The following is a 20817-nucleotide window of genomic DNA, read 5'->3' as shown; positions in this document are numbered from 1 at the left end:
TCAAATACTGTAGTGCTTCGGACCCGACGGAGCTCTGCCGCCGAGCCTGACTCAGGAGCCTGGGCGGCGAACGATGCGCAGGGAGCCGGGGGGTGGCTCGTTGAGCACCGCCCAGAAAACCCCGAGGTCGGAGATGGCCGAAACAAATTCCTTGAATTCGACCGGCTTGACCACGTAAGCGTTCACTCCCAACGAGTAGGCACGTTCCAGATCAGGCTCTTCCTTGGAAGAGGTCAGCATCACCGTAGGAATACTGCGCAGGTCAGCGGTTTCACGCACCATCTTGAGCACTTCGAGGCCATCGACCTTGGGCAGTTTCAGATCGAGCAGCAGTACGGCGGGGTTGCCTTCGGCGCGATCGGCGTGAGCACCGCGGCGTAACAGGTAGTCAAGTGCTTCAGCGCCGTCACGCATGACGATCACTTCGTTGGCCAACTGGCTGCGCTCGAGGGCAACCAGGGTCAGCTCCAGGTCTTTGGGATTGTCCTCGACCAGAAGAATGGGTTTGAGCATCGCTTACCTCGGTAGATGATTGCTGGCGGGGTGTTCGCGCTTGGGTAGCGCCATGAAGAAGGTCGCGCCTTCATTCAGCGCCCCTTCTGCCCACACCCGACCGTCGTGACGCTCGATTATACGACGAACACTGGCCAAGCCAATGCCCGTTCCTTCGAATTCCTCCATGCGGTGCAGGCGCTGGAACACCCCGAACAGCTTGCCGGCGTATTCCATATCGAAACCCACACCGTTGTCGCGGACGAACACGACCACCTCGGTGCCCTCTTCATAGGCACCCACGTCGATGACGCTGTGGTCGCGGGTGCGACTGTATTTGATGGCGTTGGACAACAGGTTGCGCAGCGCCAGATGAATGAACGCGGCGTCGCCGACCACGCGCGGCAACGGCTCGACTCGCCACTCCAGCGAGCGCCCTTCGAAGTCGGGCGCCATCTCGGTACGGATCGAGTCCACCAGCGCATTGAGGTCGACATCGGTGAAGCGCAGTGCCGAACGGCCCATCTGCGAGAAGCTCAGCAGATTGTCCACCAGGGTGCCGGCAAAGCGCGCCGATTCACCAATGTGCTCGAGGAAACGCATGCCGCGCTCGGACAGCTTGTCGCCTTCGAAATCCTGTAGCAGCTCGGCGTAGCCAGCAATGTGCCGCAGCGGCGCACGCAGGTCGTGGGACACGCTGTAGGAGAACGCCTCGAGCTCCTTGTTGGATTTTTTCAGTTCGCCGGCCAACTGCGCGAGTTCTTCGGCCTTGCGCAACACGATACCCAACACGGCGGTGCGCAACTCATGGACGCCTTCGACTTCCAGGCTGTCCCACGGAACGGAGAAACCACTGACGTTCTGCTGCCACACTTCGAAACTGTGGCGCGGGTGCAGCGCACCGGAATCCGCCAGGGTCTTGTCCGGGCGGCCTGCCCAGTTGACCGTCCGCGCCTGCTCGGGTCGGAACCAGATCAGATAATGGGAGTGGATTTCGGAAATCGCCACGGCCAGCACACCGCCGCAGTACCGGGCCAGTTCGGGAAGCGCCGGGATATCGCGACTGACGTTGTCGCTATGGAATATTTCCTCACTGCCGCGCTGGGCCAGCCAGTGGGCCAACGCATCGACCATGGCCTGCGGCGGCGTATCGCCCAGCAGTTCGCAGCGGGCCTCGGCGAGGATCGCCGCGCCGCTGGCACGAGCAAAGCCCACGAAAGCGTCGGGTACGGCCAGCAGCCCGTCACGAACGCTGTCGTGATCGGCCATGGCCGACAGCAACTGGACGATGCTGCGGCGCAGCTCGAGCATGCGCTGGTTGGCGGCGTGCACTTCCTTGGTTTCGATTTGCAGGGACAGCACGCTGCCAAGCAACTCACACGCTGTGCGGGTCTGGAAGCCGACGGCATGGGGCTCGTGGTGATGGCAGGAAATAAGACCCCACAGACGCCCATCGACCACGATGGAAATGGACATCGAGGCGAGGGTGCGCATATTGCGCATGTACTGCAGGTGGACGGGCGAAACGCTGCGCAGCGCGGCGTAGCTCAAGTCCAGGTCAGTGCCCGTGGCAGGGTTGTGCTGGGGTACCAGAGGCGACGCCGCGTAGTTGGCGTCTTCGATGACCCGAATGCGGTTGCTGCAATAGAGCTCACGCGCCTGCTGGGGAATGTCCGAAGCCGGGAAGCACAGACCCAGATAACTGGGGTAGCCGTCGTCCAGCACCTCGGCGTTGACCACGCCATTGCCTTCGTCGTCGAAGCGATAGGACTTGACCCTGCCAAAACCGGTGATGCGTTTGACCTCCGCTACCGAACGCCGACACAACTCGTCGATGTCCTGGGCGTCCTGCAACTGCACCAGAAAGGTTCTTACCAGGGGGTAGAGGTTGCCGTAGGCATGCCCCTCTTCGGAACTCGGTTCGAACTCGGCGATGATCACGCCATCGATACGGTGCACCATCATCGCTGTGGCGCGGGCGGTACGGCTACCGATGGCGAAACGCACGTCGGCGAAGTGGAACGGTTGCTGTTCCTCGCCGGCCCACTGGCCCAGCCGCGCGGTCAATGCCTGCCCCTGCTCGAACAGGTCGCGCACGGCAGTGCCCAGCAGTGCGTGCGGCTCCAGCCCCAGCCACTGGCGCACGTTCTGACTGACCTGCAACACGGCCTCGCCCTGGGCATCGAATACCATCAGGAAGCCTTGAGGCTGGATGCTGCCGGGAATGCGGATAGGCTCGCGGGCGCACTGCTCGGTGGCAGCGGCAAGAACGGCTGCGGTCTCGCTTGGTGTCACAGAAGATCTCCTGGTGCGGCTGAGGGCTCTGGTGGGCACACTCGGGCCGGTTTCCGGTCATCCAACCCTGGCACGGATGCGGGATAGCAATTGGGACCACACAGTAGCAAATATGTGCCGCCCGCGTCAGACACTGCCGTCACTAACGGCAAATCGGTCGCCAACCCAGCGCCGGGCCGGCAGCGGGCAGCCGCTTGCCAGCTGGGCTTGGAGCGGCGCATTAGCGCATGACAATTTTCAGACATATCAGTATGATGCGCGCACAAGCGAGGTTGGCGAAATTGGTAGACGCATCAGACTTAAAATCTGACGACCTTTGGTTGTGCGGGTTCGATTCCCGCACCTCGCACCATAATTCCCAGGCTATCGGCCTGAACTGATGGGGTCTCTTCGCGGCCCTAAACCGCCCCAAGAATGACCCCGCCCCCCCTGTAGGAGCGGCGTCCAGCCGCGAAGGCGCCAGCCGGCGCCCTCATATCACCCCTCCCCAGCCAACACCCCGGCCAATGCCTTGGCCTGTAGCGCCACATCAGTCACCGCCGTACTCTCCCACCACATGCCGCGAAGCGGCGGCCCCATGGCGAACAGGTTGGAGGCCGCCACACCCTCGGCGTCGATCACCGCGCCCTGCTCCGTAGCCAATATGCCCAGCGCCAGTGGCCCGGGCTGAATCAATCCGCGCGCCAGCAACTGCTGCGGCAACGGCTTGTCCACCCGGCGCCAGTCGTATTCGATACCGGTGGAGTTGATCAAGGCATCCCCGCGAATGACCTCCAGCTCATCCTGGCCCTTGGCCCGTACGCCGATGCAGGTGCCTTCGACCTGCTTGAGCGTGGCCGCACGAATGCTCAGCCGCCCTGCCCCGATCAATTTTTCCAGCAACGCTGCGCTGGGCGGTGGCGAGCGGTGGTGATGGCTTTCCCACCACGGCCGAACATGCCGCACGAACTGTCGCTTGTGCCGTTCACTGGCCTGGCTCCACAGCCGAGCCACGTGTACCCGCACGGTATCCAGCGGTGCCTGCCAGTCGATGCCCTGGGCCATGGCCAGGCGACATTGTGCGCGCAGCGCGGCCATCACCTGACGTGGCGTGCGCAGGCTCAGGTCCTGGCCAAGAAAATCCGGCCAGGCCGGAGGCTGTCGACGCACGTGAGGCCACAGCCCATGCCGCGAGATGACCGACACAGGGCCACAGTGACCGGCCTTGTGCAGGGAGACCACGGCGTCGACCATGGTCAACCCGGAGCCGATGATCAATACCCGCGCCTGCGGGTCGAGCTTGCGCATGGCCGCTACGTCCCACGGGTCAACGGCTGCGGCGTTGAGTCCACCCGGGGTTATCTGGGCGGTGCGGGCGGCGGCGAACATGCCGGTGGCCAGCACCGCCTGGGTGGCGTGCCACTGCTGCCCATCGGCCAGGCGTACGAGCAGTCCCGCGTCCAATGGCTGCAGATCCACCGCCTGCTCGCGCACATGCTCCACGCTCGAGCCATGGCGGGCGCCCACTTGCCGGGCTTCGGCCAACCTTTGCTGGGCGTACAGGCCGAATATACCGCGGGGCGGGAACAGCTCGGCCACCGGCACCCCCTGCTCGACCGACTCGGGCCAGCCGCCCTGGGCGATGAACGCCTGCAGCCATTCGGTCAGGTCATCGGCGTTGTCCGGGTCCACACTCATGCGCGCAGCGTTGCCGTTGAGGGTATGACCCAGCTCGGTGGCACTGTAGGCTTCACCGCGGCCCAACTCCGGGCGTGGCTCGATGATGACGATCCGACGGGCAGCAGGCTGACGAAGCAATTGAACGGCCAACAGCGTGCCGCTCAGACCTCCACCGATAATCAGGACATCGGCGCGAGCAGGGGCGAGTTCACTCATGTTCTAGCTCTGGAAAAGGGTGTCGGTGCTTATCATAGGGCGATTCAGTCCAAAAAACCCTGTTCGCTCAACTCGCTGAACGGCATCGGTTTGGCAAAGTAATAGCCCTGGGCCTGACCCGCGCCCATTTCCCGCAGCAACTCCAGGGTGCCCAGGTCCTCGACCCCTTCGGCCACCACGGTCAGGCCCAGGGACTCGGCCATGCGCACGATGGCGCGCACGATGGCGCGACTGCGTGAACTGGTGGTGAGCTCGAGGATGAACGACTTGTCGATCTTAAGCCCGGTGAACTGATATTGGTGCACGTAGCTCAGGGACGAGAACCCCGCCCCGAAGTCGTCCAGGACCACCGTCATGCCCTGCTCGGCCAATTGCTGCATGGTGCGCTGGGCCATGGCCGGCTCGGCCACCAACGCGCCCTCGGTGAGTTCGAGGCAAATCCGCCCAGGAGCGACCTGATACCGCGCCAGCAGCGCGAGCACCTCATAGGCAAAATCCGTTCGGGTGATGCTGTAGCTCGAACAATTGACGTGCACCGGTGGCCAATGTTCGTGTCCGGGCTGAGCCAGTATCTGCGCCACACAGGTGAGCATGTACAGGTCCAGCCGGCCGATCAGACGCAGGCCTTCCAGCGCTGGCAGAAAATGCCCCGGCGCAACGATGCGGCCATCGGGCTGACGCCAGCGGATCAAGGCTTCCAACGCCAGCAACTCGCCCGTTTGCACGTCGACGATGGGTTGGAAATAGGGCAGCAGTTCATCGCTGCGCTTGAGTGCATTGCGCAGCGCGCCCTCCTGTTCGACCTGATCGGAGACCTCTCGACGCAAGGCTTGGTTGAAAACCGCATAGCTGTCACGCCCGGCGCTCTTGACCCGGTACATGGCCTTGTCGGCGTCGCGCAGCAGATCGGCCGGCTCGGCATGGAACTGGCTGTCGGCGCCGACGATACCGATACTGCAGGAAGAAAAGACCTCGTGGCCATTGATCAGGAATGGCAGGTCGAAAGCCACCAGAATGCGTTCGGCGATGTCGACCGCGGTATCCAGCGTGGATTCCGGGGCCAGCACGGCAAACTCGTCACCGCCCAGGCGGGCCAGCAGGTCCGCATCGCGCAGGCAACTGCGCAGGCGGTTGGCCGCCTCCATCAGCAGCTGGTCACCGAAATGATGACCAAAGCTGTCGTTGACCATCTTGAAACGGTCCAGGTCGATGAACATCACCACCAGCTCACGGCCGCTTTGCTGGTAGTCATCCCAGGCAGCCTGGAGCCGCTGCTGCAGGTGGGTCCGATTGGGCAAGGCAGTCAGCGAATCGTGGGCGTTTTCGTATTGCAGCTTGGCATTGGCATGGTCGAGCTCGCGGGTACGGCTTTGCACACGCGCTTCGAGCTTGAGGTTGGCCTCATAGATGGCCTCGGCGGCGCTGCGGCGCGACAGTGCGGTGTCGATGTGCCGCGACACGAAGGTCAGCAGGTCCTGGTCGCGCAGGCTGTAGCGCACATCCGCTGCATAGCTCTGCACCACCAGCACACCGCGTACGCGATCCTCATCGAACAGTGGGATGCCCAGCCAGGACTGGGAGCGCATGGGGTCACGCTGGTCCTCCACTTCGTCCATTGCCATCAGTCGCGTGGCCTCGTCGAAATCGATCAGGCAGGCCCGGCGCTGGCGTATCACATACTCGGTCAAGCCGCGCCGACCACGGCGCGGCGGCGGGCAAGTGGCAATCTGTTCATCGACGTAATACGGAAAACTGACTTCGCCGGTACTGCCATCGAACAGCGCGATGTAGAAGTTGCGCGCGTAGAGCAGGTCGCCGACGATCAGATGCAGGCTGTGGTAGAGCCCATCGATATCGCCCGGCTGGCTGGACAGCTCGGCGATCTGGAACAACGCCACTTGCAGGTGCTCCGCGCGCTTGCGCTCGGACACCTCCAGGCGCAGCGCGGCATTGAGCTGGGACAGTTCCTGGGTGCGCCGCGACACCGTCTCTTCCAGATCGGCGCGGTGCAGAATACGGTCCAGGGCCATCGCCACGTGCCGCGCAACCACCAGAAACAGCGCGCGGTCTTCGGCGCTGTAGGCGCGGTGCACGTCGTAGACCTGCATGGCGATCATGCCGAAGACTTCGTCGGACGAGTTCTTCAGGGGCGAGCCCATCCAGAATTCAGGAATATGCCCCACGCAGTAGAAACGCCCTTCGCCTTGGGCGGTAGCGATGCCGCGGGCGTCGATCAACAGCGGCTGGCCGCTGGTGAGCACCTGGCCGGTGAGCGACAGATGCTCGCGGTCGAGGAACTCGTAGTTTTCCGCTTCCAGGGCTTCGACGTCGATCACGTCGACGTAATAGGGATAGCTGATCTTGCCGCTCTGGCTGTCGTACAGCGCCAGGTAGAAGTTTTCCGCGTCGATCAGGGTGGCGAGCAGTTTGTGCACGCCCACCAGAAACACCGCACGGTCCCTCGTGGAGCTGGCCAGGTAGGTGATTTCGTACAGTACCCGTTGGGTGATCTGGGCCCTGGCCAATGCATCGGTCTGCACGCGTTGGCCAATGCGTCGGGCGAGCGCGGCCAGCGCGCCGTCGTGGGGTACATGGATAGGTGCCAGAAGCCAGCCCAGTACGGCTTCGCCCTGACCGGTTGGCCAGATCTGCAGGTCGCAGCTGTCGCAGAAGCGCTTGAGTTCGTGATTGGCCAACACCGCCGGCCAGTGCCGCTGCAGGTCGCCCTGCCCCTCAAGGTGCAACTGTTCTCCAGCCCGGTACCAGGCCCAGGCGGTGCTGTGCGGCCAATCATGGGCCTCACGCAGAATCGCCTCCAGCGATAGCTCATCAGCCGAGCCAGTGCCCACCGGGGGCAGCGCTAAGGTCGAGGGATTGGAACTCATCGTCGCTCCATGGCCAGAAATCCAACTGTGCGCATCTTCCGGCTTTGTGCCAGTAGTTAGCAAGGGGATTGGTCGTGATCGGCGGATGATTGACGCAACCAGGTAGCAGGAGGTGGATCTGTGTCCATGTGCACTGGGGTGGAGGGTGCCCCTACCCCGGCCATCCACGGCAAATCACGTTCACGTTCACGTTCAGGCGCTGGTGAGGTCCTGATTGTACTGCGCGGCCTGAATATCGCTGATGAAGCGGTCTGCGGGAAGGGGATGCCCCAGCAGATACCCCTGTAGCGAATTGCAGCCCAGTTCAGTCAGGAACTGACGCTGGTTACTGGTCTCCACCCCTTCGGCAACGATGCGCAGCCCCAGTGCCTGGCCCAGGGCGATGATGGCAGAGACAATGGCCGCGTCGTCGCTGTCCTGCTCCAGTTCGCGGACGAAGCCGCGGTCGATCTTCAGCTCATTGGCTGGCAGCCGCTTGAGGTACATCAGGCTCGAATAGCCCGTACCGAAGTCATCGATGGACAGGTCCACGCCCATGTCGGCCAAACGCTGCAGTACCGTCATGCTGGCATCGGCATCGCTCATGGCGGTGCTTTCGGTGATTTCCAGGGTCAGGCTGTTGGCCGAGAGTTCGTGGCGCTCCAGGGCATCGGCGACGCTTTGCACCAGGCCGGCGTGGCAGAACTGCAGCGCGGACAGGTTGACTGCCATGCGCCACGAGGCATACCCCAGCAGGACCCATTGGCGCATCTGCCGGCAGGCCTCGTCCAATACCCACTCACCGATGTCGATGATCAGGCCGGTTTTCTCGGCCAGATCGATGAACTGATCGGGCATCAGCAAACCCAGCTGCGGGTGCTCCCAGCGCAGCAGCGCTTCAGCCCCCACCGGGTGACCACCGATAGCGTCGAACTTGGGTTGATAGAACAGCCGCAGTTCCTTGCGCAGTACGGCCAGGCGCAGATCCTGCAAGAGTTGCAACTGCTTGCGGGCATTGGTGTTCATGGAACCGTCGAAGAAACGGTAGCCGTTCTTGCCGGCATTCTTGGCGTGGTACATGGCCGCGTCGGCATTCATCAGCAGCTCTTGCTGATTCAGGCCGTTGCCGGGGTAGATGACGATGCCGATGCTGGCCGATACCTGGAGCTGTTGACCCGCGACCTCGAAAGATTGCGCGATCAGGTCGACCTGACGCGCGGCGATACCAGGGGCGTCGCCCGCCTCTTCGAGCCCTACCAGCAGCACGAACTCATCGCCGCCGATGCGCGCCAACGTGTCCTGGCCATGCAGATGGCCCCGCAAGCGGCCGGCCACCGCGCGCAGCAGTTGATCGCCGATATGATGACCGAACGCGTCGTTGACTGGTTTGAAGCCATCCAGGTCGATGAACATCAGGGCAAAGCAGCCGCCTCGTTCGTCGACCTGATGGATCGCCTGGCCGATACGATCGGCCAGCAGCATGCGATTGGGCAGGCCGGTCAGGTTGTCGTGCAGGGCCAGTTGAGTGAGCTCACGGTTGGCCAGGGTCAGGGAGTTGGCCAGTTCGGCGGTGCGCGCCTCCATGCGGGCGTCCAGCACCGATGTCAGCAAGGTGATGCTGAGCACCGCCAAGGTGGTGACCAGTACCAGATAGTCCAGGCCATTGCCGGTCAGTCCGTCGATAGCGCCGCCACACACGCTGCCCTCGGGGAAGCTGGCAGCCGCCATCCCGGTGTAATGCATGCCGACGATGGCGATGCCCATCAGTACCGCGGCGCCGCCCCGGGCGATGCGTACGTAGGGCGTAGGGTGGCGTAGGCGGAAGGCGATCCACAGGGCTGCCGCCGAGGCGCCGCCAGCAATGGCCAGGGAGGCGGCGAACAGGCCTGGGTCGTAAACGATGCCCGGTTGCATGTCCAGGGCCGCCATGCCGGTGTAGTGCATGGTGCTGATGCCAGCCCCCATGATCAGCGCGCCTATGCCCAGCTGTGGCCAGGGCAGACTGGGCTGGCTGACCACCCACAGGGCGAATCCGCAACTGAGGATCGCGATCAACAGCGAAGCGGCGGTCAGGCCCAGGCCGAAGCCCAACTGGATCGGCAGTTTGAACGCCAGCATACCGATGAAATGCATGGACCACACGCCTACGCCCATGGCCAGTGCGCCGCCGGCCATCCACAGGTACACGGCACGGCCCTGTGCAGTGGCAATGCGGCCCACCAGGTCCAGGGCAGTGTAGGAGGCAAGCATCGCCACGCACAGGGAGATGACGACGAGCGAGGGAGAGTAACTACCGATAAGCATCAATTTCTCGAAATGGGCTAACGAACAATACAAGGTGTGACTGTAGCACCGGCGTAAGCTGGGTCCGAGGCCCCCGCAGTACGTCAGATACACCGCGTTGTTGCCGGACGCGGCTTACGCCGCTGCTACAGCCGGTTGTTCGCCGGACACAAAGCGGCTTCCCCTGTAGCACCGGCGTAAGCCGGGTCCGAGGCCCCGCAGTACGTCAGATACACCGCGGTGTTGCCAGACGCGGCTTACGCCGCTGCTACAGCCGGTTGTTCGCCGGACACAAAGCGACTTCCCCTGTAGCACCGGCGTAAGCCGGGTCCGAGGCCCCGCAGTACGTCAGATACACCGCGGGGTTGCCGGACGCGGCTTACGCCGCTGCTACAGCCGGTTGTTCGCCGGACACAAAGCGGCTTCCCCTGTAGCACCGGCGTAAGCCGGGTCCGAGCCCCCGCGGTACGTCAGATACACCGCGGGGTTGCCGGACGCGGCTTACGCCGCTGCTACAGCCGGTTGTTCGCCGGACACAAAGCGACTCCTCCCTGTAGCACCGGCGTAAGCCGGGTCCGAGGCCCCGAGGTGGGTCAGGTAGGGCGCGGTATTGCCGGACGCGGCTTACGCCGCTGCTACGGGTCGGGGGTGGAGTCGGGTTGTGGTTGCCAGCCGCCGCCCAGTGCTGCGATCAGTTGGACGCTTGCCACCAGCCTGCTCTGCAGCAAGGTCAGCACACTGCGCTCGTTGCTCAACGCCGTGGCTTGCACGTTCACTACATCGAGATAGCCAATCAGCCCGGCCTTGTATTGATTGGAGGTCAATCGCAGGGATTCACGAGCGGCCTGAAGCGCTTCATCGCGCACCTGTGCTTCGTCGCCATAGACTTTCAACTGGCTCATGTAGTCTTCGACTTCGCGGAAGCCATCGAGCACGGTCTGACGGTACTGCGCGACCGTCTGGTCGTAGGCTGCCTCGCTGCGATCGACCTCGGCCGCGCGCTGGCCGCCGTCGAACAGGGTCATCGCCAACTGTGGGCCCACCGACCAGAAGCGATTGGGTAGCGACACCCAGTTGCTGAAGCTGCTGCTGCTGTAGCCGCCGGCCAGGCTCAGGGTCAGGTCCGGGAAATAGGCCGTCTTGGCCACGCCGATCTCGGCATTGGCGGCCATGACCGAACGCTCGGCGGAGGCAATGTCCGGGCGCCGCTCCAACAACTGCGAAGGAACGGCCAGGGGAATCTCCGGTAACGCCGGGATTTCGGTGCTGGGCGCAACGCTGAGTTCCGAGGGCGCCACGCCGACCAGCACGGCGATGGCGTTCTCCAGTTGCGCGCGCTGCCAGATCAGGTCGATCAGATCGGCCTGGGTGCTCTTGAGCTGGGTTTGCGCCTGGAACACCGCATCGCGCCCCGAGATCCCGGCGCGGTATTGGTTCTGGGTCAAGTTCAGCGAGCGTTGATAGGTGTCGACCGTGGACTCCAGCAAGCGCTTCTGCTCATCGATCACGCGCAGCTGCAAATAATTCTGCACCAGCTCCGATTGTAAGCTCAGGCGCATGGCTGCGAGGTCAGCCAGACTGGCCTGAGCGCTGGCCCGATCGGCTTCGAGGCCGCGGCGCAACTTGCCCCAGATATCGGCCTCCCAGCTCACCCCCAGCTGGGTGTTGTAGGTGTTGCGAATGCCGCTGCCCGACTGGCTCAGGCTTGATCCGCTGCTGCCCGTGCCCTGGCTGGCGCGGGTCTTGCCGGCACTGAGGTCGACCGTGGGGAACAGCGCACCGCGGGTACTGCGCACCAAGGCCTGGGCCTGACGGTACTGGGCTTCGTATTGAGCAACGGTCTGGTTGGACGTATTGAGCCGCTGAACCAGACCATTGAGTTGAGGATCGCCGTACAGCTCCCACCAGGCGCCACGGGCCAGCGCATCGCTGGGACTGGCCTGGCGCCAGCCTTCGGCCTGTTTGAACTGTGCGGGGGTGGACAGCGGCGGCCGTTGGTAATCCGGGCCTATGGCACAGGCGCTGAGCATTATCGAGCACAGGGCCAGGCTGAGCAGGCGCGAACCGCGCAGGGAAACGGGATCGATCATAGCGGGGTGTCCAGAGCGGCATCGGTACGCACGCCGCGCCAATTGTTGAAACGATGGCGCAAGCGGTCGAGATAGAGGTAAACGACGGGAGTGGTATAGAGCGTCAGCACCTGGCTGAACACCAGACCGCCAATGATGGTCAGGCCCAGCGGCCGGCGCATCTCAGCGCCTGCCGCGCTGCTGAGCATCAGCGGCAGGGCGCCGAGGATCGCCGCCAGGGTGGTCATCAGGATCGGCCGCAGACGCAACAGGCAGGCCTGACGAATCGACTCCGCCGGGGCCAGGCCTTCATTGCGCTCAAGCTGCAGCGCGAGGTCGATCATCATGATGGCGTTCTTCTTGACCACGCCGATCAACAGGAATAGCCCCAGCAGGGAAATCAGGCTGAACTGCCCGCCGGTGAGGTAAATGCTGAGCAAGGCGCCAACGCCGGCGGACGGCAACGTGGAAAGAATGGTCAACGGGTGGATGTAGCTTTCGTAGAGGATGCCCAGCACCAGATAGACCGCCACCAGTGCCCCCAGGATCATCCAGGGTTGGCCCTTCTGCGTGGACGCGAAGGCATCGCCTGTGCCCGCCACCTTGACGATGATGTCTTCGGGCAGGCCCACCTTGGCCAGTGCCCGCTCGATGGCCGGGGTGGCGACATCCAGCGTCACGCCTTCGGCCAGATCGAACGAAATGCTTTCGGAAGCAAACTGACCTTCGTGGCTGACGCTGTCGTCGGCCAGACTGTTCTCGTAGTGGGCGATGCTGGACAGCGGCACGCGCTTGTTGTCGGACGTGATCACCTGCACCTGCTCCAGGGTGATGGGGTCCTGGGCGTACTTGGGGTTGATCTCCATCACTACCTTGTACTGGTTCAAGCTGTCGTAGATGGTGGAAATCTGCCGCTGACTGTAGGCATTGTTGAGCACCGAGGTAACGGTACTCATGTCGATACCCAGGCGCTTGGCCTGGTCGCGGTCGACGATCAGGGTGATCTGCGCCGCCCCCCTGCCCTCCCGGGCGTCGATGGCGGTCAGTTCCGGCAATGCGCGCAGCGCGGTGACGATCTTCGGGTACCAGGCCCGCAGTGCGGCCAGGTCGCCGCTCTGGATGATGTAGGAATACTGCGAGGTACTCTGCTCTCGGGCCCCGCCGAACTGCAGGTCCTGATCGGCCATCAGCATCAGCCGGGCGCCGGGCACCTTGGGCAAGGTCTTGCGCAGGCGTTCGATGACCTTCTGGGCATCGAGCCCGCGCTCCTCCACCGGTTTGAGCCGCACCAGCACAGTGGCGTTGTTGGTTCCGTTGTTGCCGCCGATGAAGCCCGCCACGCTGTCCACGGCCGGATCGGCCAACAGGGCTTGGCGAAAGATCTCCATCTTCGGCTGCATCACCGCGAACGACAGCCCATCATCGCCACGCACGAAACCGATCAACTGGCCGGTGTCCTGCTGGGGCATGAAGGTCTTGGGCACCACCACGTACAGCGCCACGTTGACCACGATGGTCACCAGCAAACTCAACAAGGTCAGCCGACGATGGCGCAGCACCCAACCCAGACTGCGATCGTAGCCGGCCACCATCCGCCGGTTGACCCGGTCGCTCCAACGCTGCAAGCGATTGTCGTGGCGTGGGTCGTGGGGTTTGAGCCAGCGCGAGCAGAGCATCGGCGTCAGGGTCAGGGACACGAACAGCGACACGACGATGGCCACCGCCAGGGTGATGGAAAATTCCCGGAACAGGTTTTCGATGATCCCGCCCATGAACAGGATCGACAAGAACACCGCTACCAATGAGACGTTCATCGACAACAGGGTAAAGCCTACCTCCTGGGTGCCCAGGTAGGCGGCGCGCATGGGCGCAACACCGTCGTCGATGTGCCGGGATATGTTCTCCAGCACCACGATGGCATCGTCCACCACCAGCCCGGTAGCGAGGATCAGCGCCATCAGCGACAGGTTGTTGAGCGAAAACCCCCACAGGTACATCACGGCAAAAGTGCCCACCAGCGACACAGGTACCGCCAGGGTCGGAATCAGCGACGCTCGGAAACTGCCCAGAAACAGGAAAACCACCAGCACGACCAGCACCACGGCAATCAGCAAGGTCATCTCGGCCTCATGCAGAGTGGCCTTGATCACCGGCGAACGGTCCATCGCCAGGTCGAGCTTGACCGTGGCCGGCAGTACGGCCTCGAGCGCCGGCAATTGTTCCTTGATCCGGTTGACGGTCTCGATGATGTTGGCGCCCGCCTGGCGGTTGACGACCACCGCCACCGCCGCCTTGTCATTGAAGAAACCGCTGTTGTAGCGATCTTCCACGGCATCGGTGACCTTGGCCACATCGCTGAGCCGCAACACCGAGCCGTCCTGGTAGCGAATGATCAGCGGCTTGTAGTCGTCGGCCTTTTCCAACTGATCGTTGGCCCGCACCTGCCACTGCCGCTCGCCGTCTTCGACGAAACCCATGGGCCGGCGCACGTTGGCGCCGTCGATGGCCGAGCGAACGTCGTCCAGGGACACGTTGTACTGATTGAGCAGTTGCGGTTCCAGTTCGACGCGTACCGCGGGAAGCGAACTGCCGCCGATCTGTACTTCACCGACCCCGGAGACCTGGGACAGGCTCTGCGACAGAATCGTGGAGGCCAGGTCGTAGAGTTCGCCCTTTTCCAGCACATCGGAGGTCAGCGCCAACACCATTATGGGGGCTTGGGCTGGGTTTACCTTGCGGTAGGTGGGCATGCTGCGCATGCCGCTGGGCAGCAGATTGCGCGAGGCATTGATGGCCGCCTGCACTTCTCGCGCCGCGCCGTTGATGTCGCGGCCCATGTCGAACTGCAGGATCACCCGGGTCGAACCCTGGCTGGAACGGCTGCTCATGGTGGTCACGCCCGGTATCGCGCCGAACGAGCGCTCCAGCGGTGTCGCCACGGTGGAGGCCATCACTTCCGGGCTGGCCCCGGACAGGTTGGCCGAGACCACGATTACCGGGAAGTCCATGTTCGGCAGTGGAGACACCGGCAACAGGCCGAAACTCACGCCACCGAGCAGCATGATCGCCACGCTCATCAGGAACGTGGCCACTGGCCGTCGGATGAAAGGTCCGGAGAGGTTCATGCTTCAGCCTGCTCGGTGCTGGCCGACTTGCGTCTCCAGCGACGGCCCAGGCGGTCGAAGTACAGATAGATCACCGGCGTGGTGAACAGCGTCAGCACCTGGCTGACCAGCAAGCCGCCGACCATTACCAGACCCAGCGGCTGGCGCAGCTCGGCGCCGGAACCCGTGGCGAGCATCAATGGCACGGCACCGAACAGCGCCGCCAGGGTGGTCATGAGGATCGGCCGGAACCTCAGCAACGCCGCCTGGTAGATCGCCGTCTGCGGGTCGAGCCCCTGGTTGCGCTCGGCGTCCAGGGCGAAGTCGATCATCATGATGGCGTTTTTCTTGACGATGCCGATCAACAGAATGATACCGATGATGGCGATCATGCCCAGGTCGTTGCCGCTGAGGATCAACGCCAGCAACGCGCCCACCGCAGCGGATGGCAGGGTCGAGAGAATGGTGATGGGGTGGATGTAGCTTTCATACAGCACACCTAACACGATGTACATGGTCACCACCGCGGCAAGCACCAGCAGCAAAGTGCTCTGCAACGAGGCCTGGAAGGCCTCGGCAGCGCCCTGGAACTGGGTCTGCACGCCCAGCGGCATGCCGATGTCCTGCTGCACCTGGTCGATCACTTCGACGGCCTTGCCCAGGGCAACGCCGTCGGCCAGGTTGAAGGACATCATCACGGCCGGAAACTGGCCGATGTGGGTGATCGCCAACTGTGCCTGGCGCTGTTCGATATGGGCCAGACTCGAAAGGCGCACCTGGGTACCGCTGGTGGCAGTGGTGTCGCTGTCGGAGGTCTGGTTGGTGGTGCCCGTGCCGTTGACGCTGGCCTTGACGTAGATCTGTTCCAGCGCCTGCGGGCCGATGCTGTTGCCATTGGCGGCCTGGAGTACGACCCGGTACTGGCTGGCCTGGGTGTAGATGGTGGAAATCTGGCGCTGGCCGAACGCGTCGTAGAGCGCGTCGGTGATATCGGCTACGTCCACCCCTACCCGCTTGGCAGCATCGCGGTCGATCACCAGATACACCTGCAGGCCCTTGTCCTGCAGATCGCTGGCCACGTCCGTGAGCTCCGGGCGCTGGCGCAGGGCATCCACCAGTTTGCCGCTCCACAGCGCCAGCATGTCGGCGTCGGGTGACGACAGGCTGAATTGATACTGGGTACGGCTGACGCGGTCCTCGATGGTCAAGTCCTGGACCGGTTGCATGAACAGGCGCATGCCCAACAGCTTGTCCACTTCCGGCTGCAGCCGGGCGATCACCTGGCTGGCAGTCAAGTCGCGCTCGGCGTGAGGCTTGAGGTTGATCAGCAGGCGACCGCTGTTGAGGGTGGCGTTGTCGCCGTCCACACCAATGTAGGAGGACAGGCTGGACACGGCCGGGTCTTGCAGGATGATTTTGGCCAGCGCCTGCTGGCGCTCGCTCATGGCTTTGAACGAGATGGACTGCGGCGCTTCGGAAATGCCCTGGATGACCCCGGTGTCCTGCACCGGAAAAAAGCCCTTGGGCACCACGACATACAGCAGCACCGTGAGGCCCAGGGTGGCGACGGCCACCAGCAAGGTCAGCGGCTGATGGCGCAGCACCCATTGCAGCCCCGTGGCGTAGCGAGCGATCAGCCAGTCGATCCAGGCTCCGCTGGCCTTGTAGAAACGGCTCTGCTCCTCTTCCTTGGGTTCGCGCTTGAGCAGGCGTGCGCACATCATCGGCGTCAGCGTGAGCGACACCACCAGGGAAATCAGGATAGCCACGGCCAGGGTGATGGCGAATTCCCGGAACAGCCGGCCTACCACGTCGGCCATGAACAGCAACGGGATCAGCACGGCGATCAGCGAGAAGGTCAGCGACAGCAAGGTGAAACCGATCTGCCGCGCGCCCTTGAGGGCGGCCTGCATCGGCGTCTCGCCTTCTTCGATGTGCCGCGAGATGTTCTCCAGCATGACGATCGCATCGTCCACCACAAAGCCGGTGGCAATGGTCAGCGCCATCAGCGTGAGGTTGTTGATGGAGAATCCGGCCAGGTACATCACGCCAAAGGTGCCCACCAGAGACAGCGGCACGGCGATGGAGGGAATGAGCGTGGCGCTGAACCGGCGCAGGAACAGGAACGTCACCATCACCACCAGGGCAATGGCGATCAGCAGTTCATGCTGCACGTCGGTTACCGACGCGCGGATGGTCTGGGTGCGGTCGGTGAGCACCGTGACGTCCAGACCGGCCGGCATGGTGTCGGTGATGGTGGGCAGCAAAGCCTTGATGCGGTCGACCACGTCGATGACGTTGGCCCCCGGCTGGCGCTGAATGTTGAGCAATACCGCCTGGTTCTGGTTGGCCCAGGCCGCCAGGCGCTCGTTCTCGGCGCCATCGACGATTTCAGCCACGTCCCGCAGGCGCAAGGGGCCGCCGTTGTTATAGGCCAGGATCAGATTGGCGTATTCCTCGGGCGAGCGCAGTTGATCGTTGGCGTCGAGCATCGACACGCGCGTCGGGCCGTCGAAGTTGCCCTTGGGCTGGTTGACGTTGGACGCGCCAATCAGGGTGCGCACGTCGGACAGGTTCAGGCCGTTGGCGGCCAGAGCCTCGGGGTTGACCTTGATCCGCACCGCTTGGCGCTGGCCGCCGGCAATGCTGACCATGCCGACGCCGCTGATCTGGGCAATCTTCTGCGCCATGCGGGTGTCGACCAGGTCGTTGAGCTTGGGCAGCGGCATGGTTTTGGAGCTGATGGCCACGGTGAGCACCGGGGTATCGGCCGGGTTGACCTTGTTGTACACCGGCGGTGCGGGCAGATCGGAAGGCAAGAGGTTGCTGGCGGCGTTGATCGCGGCCTGCACCTGCTGCTCGGCAACGTCCATGTTGATTTCAAGGCTGAAGCGCAGGGTCAGTACCGACGCCCCGCCGGAACTGGTGGAGGCCATCTGGGTCAGCCCGGGCATTTGCCCAAACTGCCGTTCCAGGGGCGCCGTGACGGCACTGGTCATCACCTGTGGGCTGGCGCCGGGGTACAGGGTCATGACCCGGATGGTCGGATAATCGACCTGGGGCAAGGCCGAGACCGGCAACAGCCGATAGGCAAGCACCCCGGCCAGGACGATGGCCAACATGGTCAACGTGGTGGCGACGGGGCGCAGGATGAACAGCCGCGAAATATTCATGCGCCGGTCTTGCCCTTCTCGCCGGTGGCTGCTGCGCCGTCCTTGCCCTGCAGGTGCTGGCCGGGCGAAGTCGGGACTTCGGCGCTGTCATTGACCACCTCGACCTTGCTGCCCTCGCGCAGGCGGTCGGTGCCTTCCAGCACCACACGGTCGCCCTGGGCCAGGCCTTCCTGAACCACGGTGTGGGTGCCGTCGGTGGCACCCACCTTCAATGGACGAATCTTGACTTTGTCGTCGCCGTCCATTGCATAGACGAAGGTGCCATCGACGCCATATTGCACAGCAGCGGCCGGCACCAGAATCGCGCCCTTCAGGGTGTCGGACAACAGCCGCACGTTGACGAACTGGTTGGGGAACAACGCCTCGTCCTGGTTTTCGAAGCGTGCCTTGAACTTGAGTGTGCCGGTGCTGGTGTCGATCTGGTTGTCCAGGCTGCCGAGCACGCCGGTGGCCTGCTTGCGGGTGTCGCCGCGGTCCCAGGCCTCGACGGCCAGGCTGGCACCACTGCGGTAGCGCGCGAGCACGGGCGTCAACTCGCTCTCGGGCAAGGTGAACGCCACGGTGATCGGTTGTACCTGGGTAATCACTACCAGCGCCGTGGTGTCGTTGGCGGCCACCAGGTTGCCGATGTCGAGTTGACGCAGACCCAGACGGCCGGCGATTGGGGCGCGGATCTGGGTGAAGTCCAGGTTGAGCTTGGCGTCGTTGACCGCGGCCTGATTGGTCTTGATGGTGCCTTGGTACTGGCCGACCAGCGCCTGCTGGGTGTCGAGGGTCTGACGGGCGATGCTGTCTTCGGCGAACAGGCCTTTATAGCGCTGCAGATCGATCTGCGCGTTCTTCAGTTGGGCCTGGTTCTGCGCCAGCGTGCCTTCGGCCTGCTGCAGGGCGATCTGGTAGCTGCGTGGGTCGATCTGGGCAAGCAGGTCCCCGGCCTTGACCCGCTGGCCTTCCTGAAAGTTGACCTTGACCAGTTCACCGGCGACGCGGCTGCGCACATTCACGGTGTTGGTGGCGGTAACCGTACCCAGTGCCTTGTAGTAGATCGGGAAGTCGCCAATGGTCACAGGGGCCACCCGCACCGGCGTCGGTTCCGCGGAGCCCCCGAAGCCTGGCCGCGCCGGCCCGGTGCGCCCGGCAGCAGCCGCCGGCTTGCCGTCAGCGGTGCGCCCTTCGCCGGCTTTTTTGCTGCCAGGCCAGAACCACCAGCACAGGGCGACGATAACGATCAGAACCAAGAGGCCGAACAGCCAGCGACGAGATTTGCGGGAACCTGGGGGTTGCATTGAATGATCGACCATTGTGCGGATGAGCTTCTACTTTGGGGAGGCTGAACGATAAGCAGTCGGAATGCAGAAGCAAAGCGCCTTTACCGGCAATTTACTTTTGGAGACAGGATGATGCAGCGAGAATCTGCGAAGACGGCGAGCCGCCGTCCCCGCAGCGGTACGATGCTTACTTGAGAACGGCCAGGGCGGCTTCGTAATCAGGCTCCTGGCCGATTTCCGGAACCAGTTCGCTGTGCAGGACCTTGTTGTTTTCATCCAGGACGACCACAGCGCGGGCAGTCAGGCCCGTGAGCGGGCCTTCGGCGATATCGACACCGTAGGCTTCATGGAAATCATGGGCACGGAACGTGGACAGGTTCTTGACGTTTTCCAGACCTTCTGCACCGCAGAACCGCGCCTGGGCGAAAGGCAGGTCGGCGGAGATGCACAGGATGGTGGTGTTGGCGACATCGTTGGCCTGGGCATTGAACTTGCGCACGGAGGTGGCGCAGGTGGGCGTGTCGATGCTTGGGAAGATGTTCAGTACCTTGCGCTTGCCAGCCAGCTCGGTCAGCGCGACATCGGCCAGGTTACCGGCGACGAGGGTGAAGGCCGGTGCCTGGGCACCGGCCTTGGGCAGTTCGCCATTGACCTTGATCGGGTTGCCTTTGTGGGTCACTTGAGCCATGAACAGTGTCCTTCTCGTGGTGTTGGGAAAGGACAAAGTTAACCACGAAACGTGACGGCTGACCTACGCAGTACATGAAAAAAAACACGCGAAGCGCAGGCGTGCAATCCCGACTCAGCCGGCCTTGGCCGGTGCGAACGTTCGCGGCTGACTCTGGAGCTGGTGACGCAGTTCAGCGATCAGGTTGGAGATCTCCCGAGTGTTGCTCAGTCTCTCGATGGAAATGCTCGGCACGAACAGGTCCACGTGTCCGGTCTTCGGATCCTTGATTTCCACCGACATGGACTGGTCGGGGTTGACCGCGCAGACGCAATGCCGAGGCAGGAAGGCGTGTTCGATGATGCTGCGCAACTCCAGTGCGCAGAGTCCAAGCGGTAGCATGGCGTGTCTCCTCGATAGCGGGTTCCAGTGCTTCCGTCCGGTACGCCGACGAATCCTGTCGGGGCGATGGCCTGTGGCGGATGTTTCAACGGTATATACCCGTAGCGGGAGGCGCGCAATGTCTGACCGTCGAACGGCGCGTTACTTCTGCAACGTGTTGATTCGTAAGGAGAAATAATTAGTGTACAAATCTTTCAATGCGTACGTTACATGGGAGGGGATTGTGCGGAAGTTCGGCATTCCCTGGCTGAAAAGATTAAGCGGAAGGTAGCTGCGAGGGGGATTCGGATTGTGGGTTTGGTGTGGGGGCCTCTTCGCGGCTGTA

11 protein-coding genes and 1 tRNA gene are annotated in these 20817 nt (G+C 63.3%); 1 reads left to right on the top strand and 11 read right to left on the bottom strand.

The window, feature by feature from the left end; all coding sequences use genetic code 11:
• Positions 1-51: 51 nt before the first annotated feature.
• Positions 52-513, bottom strand: coding sequence for a response regulator (locus B3397_RS17820; protein ID WP_296252641.1), 462 nt, complete (start codon positions 511-513; stop codon positions 52-54).
• Between the two features lie 3 nt (positions 514-516).
• Positions 517-2787, bottom strand: a complete 2271-nt coding sequence (locus tag B3397_RS17815) for an ATP-binding protein (RefSeq protein WP_296252639.1) — start codon at positions 2785-2787, stop codon at positions 517-519.
• A 266-nt stretch (positions 2788-3053) separates the two neighbouring features.
• Here B3397_RS17815 and B3397_RS17810 point away from each other — a divergent pair.
• A tRNA-Leu gene (locus B3397_RS17810) sits at positions 3054-3139 on the top strand.
• A gap of 125 nt (positions 3140-3264) precedes the next feature.
• Here the strand turns inward: B3397_RS17810 and B3397_RS17805 are convergent.
• From B3397_RS17805 to B3397_RS17765, 9 genes are all read right to left on the bottom strand, one after another.
• Positions 3265-4662, bottom strand: coding sequence for an FAD/NAD(P)-binding protein (locus B3397_RS17805; RefSeq protein ID WP_296252637.1), 1398 nt, complete (start codon positions 4660-4662; stop codon positions 3265-3267).
• 44 nt (positions 4663-4706) lie between these two features.
• The gene (locus B3397_RS17800) at positions 4707-7547 is read right to left on the bottom strand and encodes a sensor domain-containing phosphodiesterase (protein ID WP_296252635.1); all 2841 of its coding nucleotides are present in this window, start codon (positions 7545-7547) and stop codon (positions 4707-4709) included.
• A gap of 192 nt (positions 7548-7739) precedes the next feature.
• Positions 7740-9830, bottom strand: coding sequence for a putative bifunctional diguanylate cyclase/phosphodiesterase (locus B3397_RS17795; protein ID WP_296252633.1), 2091 nt, complete (start codon positions 9828-9830; stop codon positions 7740-7742).
• Positions 9831-10444: 614 nt separating this feature from the next.
• Positions 10445-11899 (bottom strand): efflux transporter outer membrane subunit, encoded by a 1455-nt coding sequence (locus B3397_RS17790; RefSeq protein WP_296252630.1) that lies wholly within the window; start codon positions 11897-11899, stop codon positions 10445-10447.
• Positions 11896-15003, bottom strand: a complete 3108-nt coding sequence (locus B3397_RS17785; RefSeq protein WP_296252627.1) for an efflux RND transporter permease subunit — start codon at positions 15001-15003, stop codon at positions 11896-11898. Before B3397_RS17785 ends, B3397_RS17790 begins: the two co-directional genes overlap by 4 nt.
• Entirely contained in the window at positions 15000-18155 is a 3156-nt protein-coding gene (locus tag B3397_RS17780; protein WP_296252625.1) for an MdtB/MuxB family multidrug efflux RND transporter permease subunit, read from the bottom strand. Before B3397_RS17780 ends, B3397_RS17785 begins: the two co-directional genes overlap by 4 nt.
• Complete coding sequence (locus B3397_RS17775) at positions 18152-19456, bottom strand: MdtA/MuxA family multidrug efflux RND transporter periplasmic adaptor subunit (protein ID WP_296252622.1); 1305 nt, start codon at positions 19454-19456, stop codon at positions 18152-18154. Before B3397_RS17775 ends, B3397_RS17780 begins: the two co-directional genes overlap by 4 nt.
• 154 nt (positions 19457-19610) lie before the next feature.
• Complete coding sequence (gene tpx / locus B3397_RS17770; protein ID WP_296252619.1) at positions 19611-20111, bottom strand: thiol peroxidase; 501 nt, start codon at positions 20109-20111, stop codon at positions 19611-19613.
• A gap of 114 nt (positions 20112-20225) precedes the next feature.
• Positions 20226-20492 carry a DUF1652 domain-containing protein gene (locus tag B3397_RS17765; protein ID WP_296252616.1) on the bottom strand — a complete coding sequence of 89 codons (267 nt, stop codon included), beginning with the start codon at positions 20490-20492 and terminating at the stop codon, positions 20226-20228.
• Between the last annotated feature and the right edge of the window lie 325 nt (positions 20493-20817).

The organism is Pseudomonas sp. UBA4194 (assembly GCF_002379585.1).
Lineage (GTDB): Bacteria > Pseudomonadota > Gammaproteobacteria > Pseudomonadales > Pseudomonadaceae > Aquipseudomonas.
Note: the sequence above shows the minus strand (reverse complement) of the source record. Positions and strands in the feature narration are given on the sequence as shown.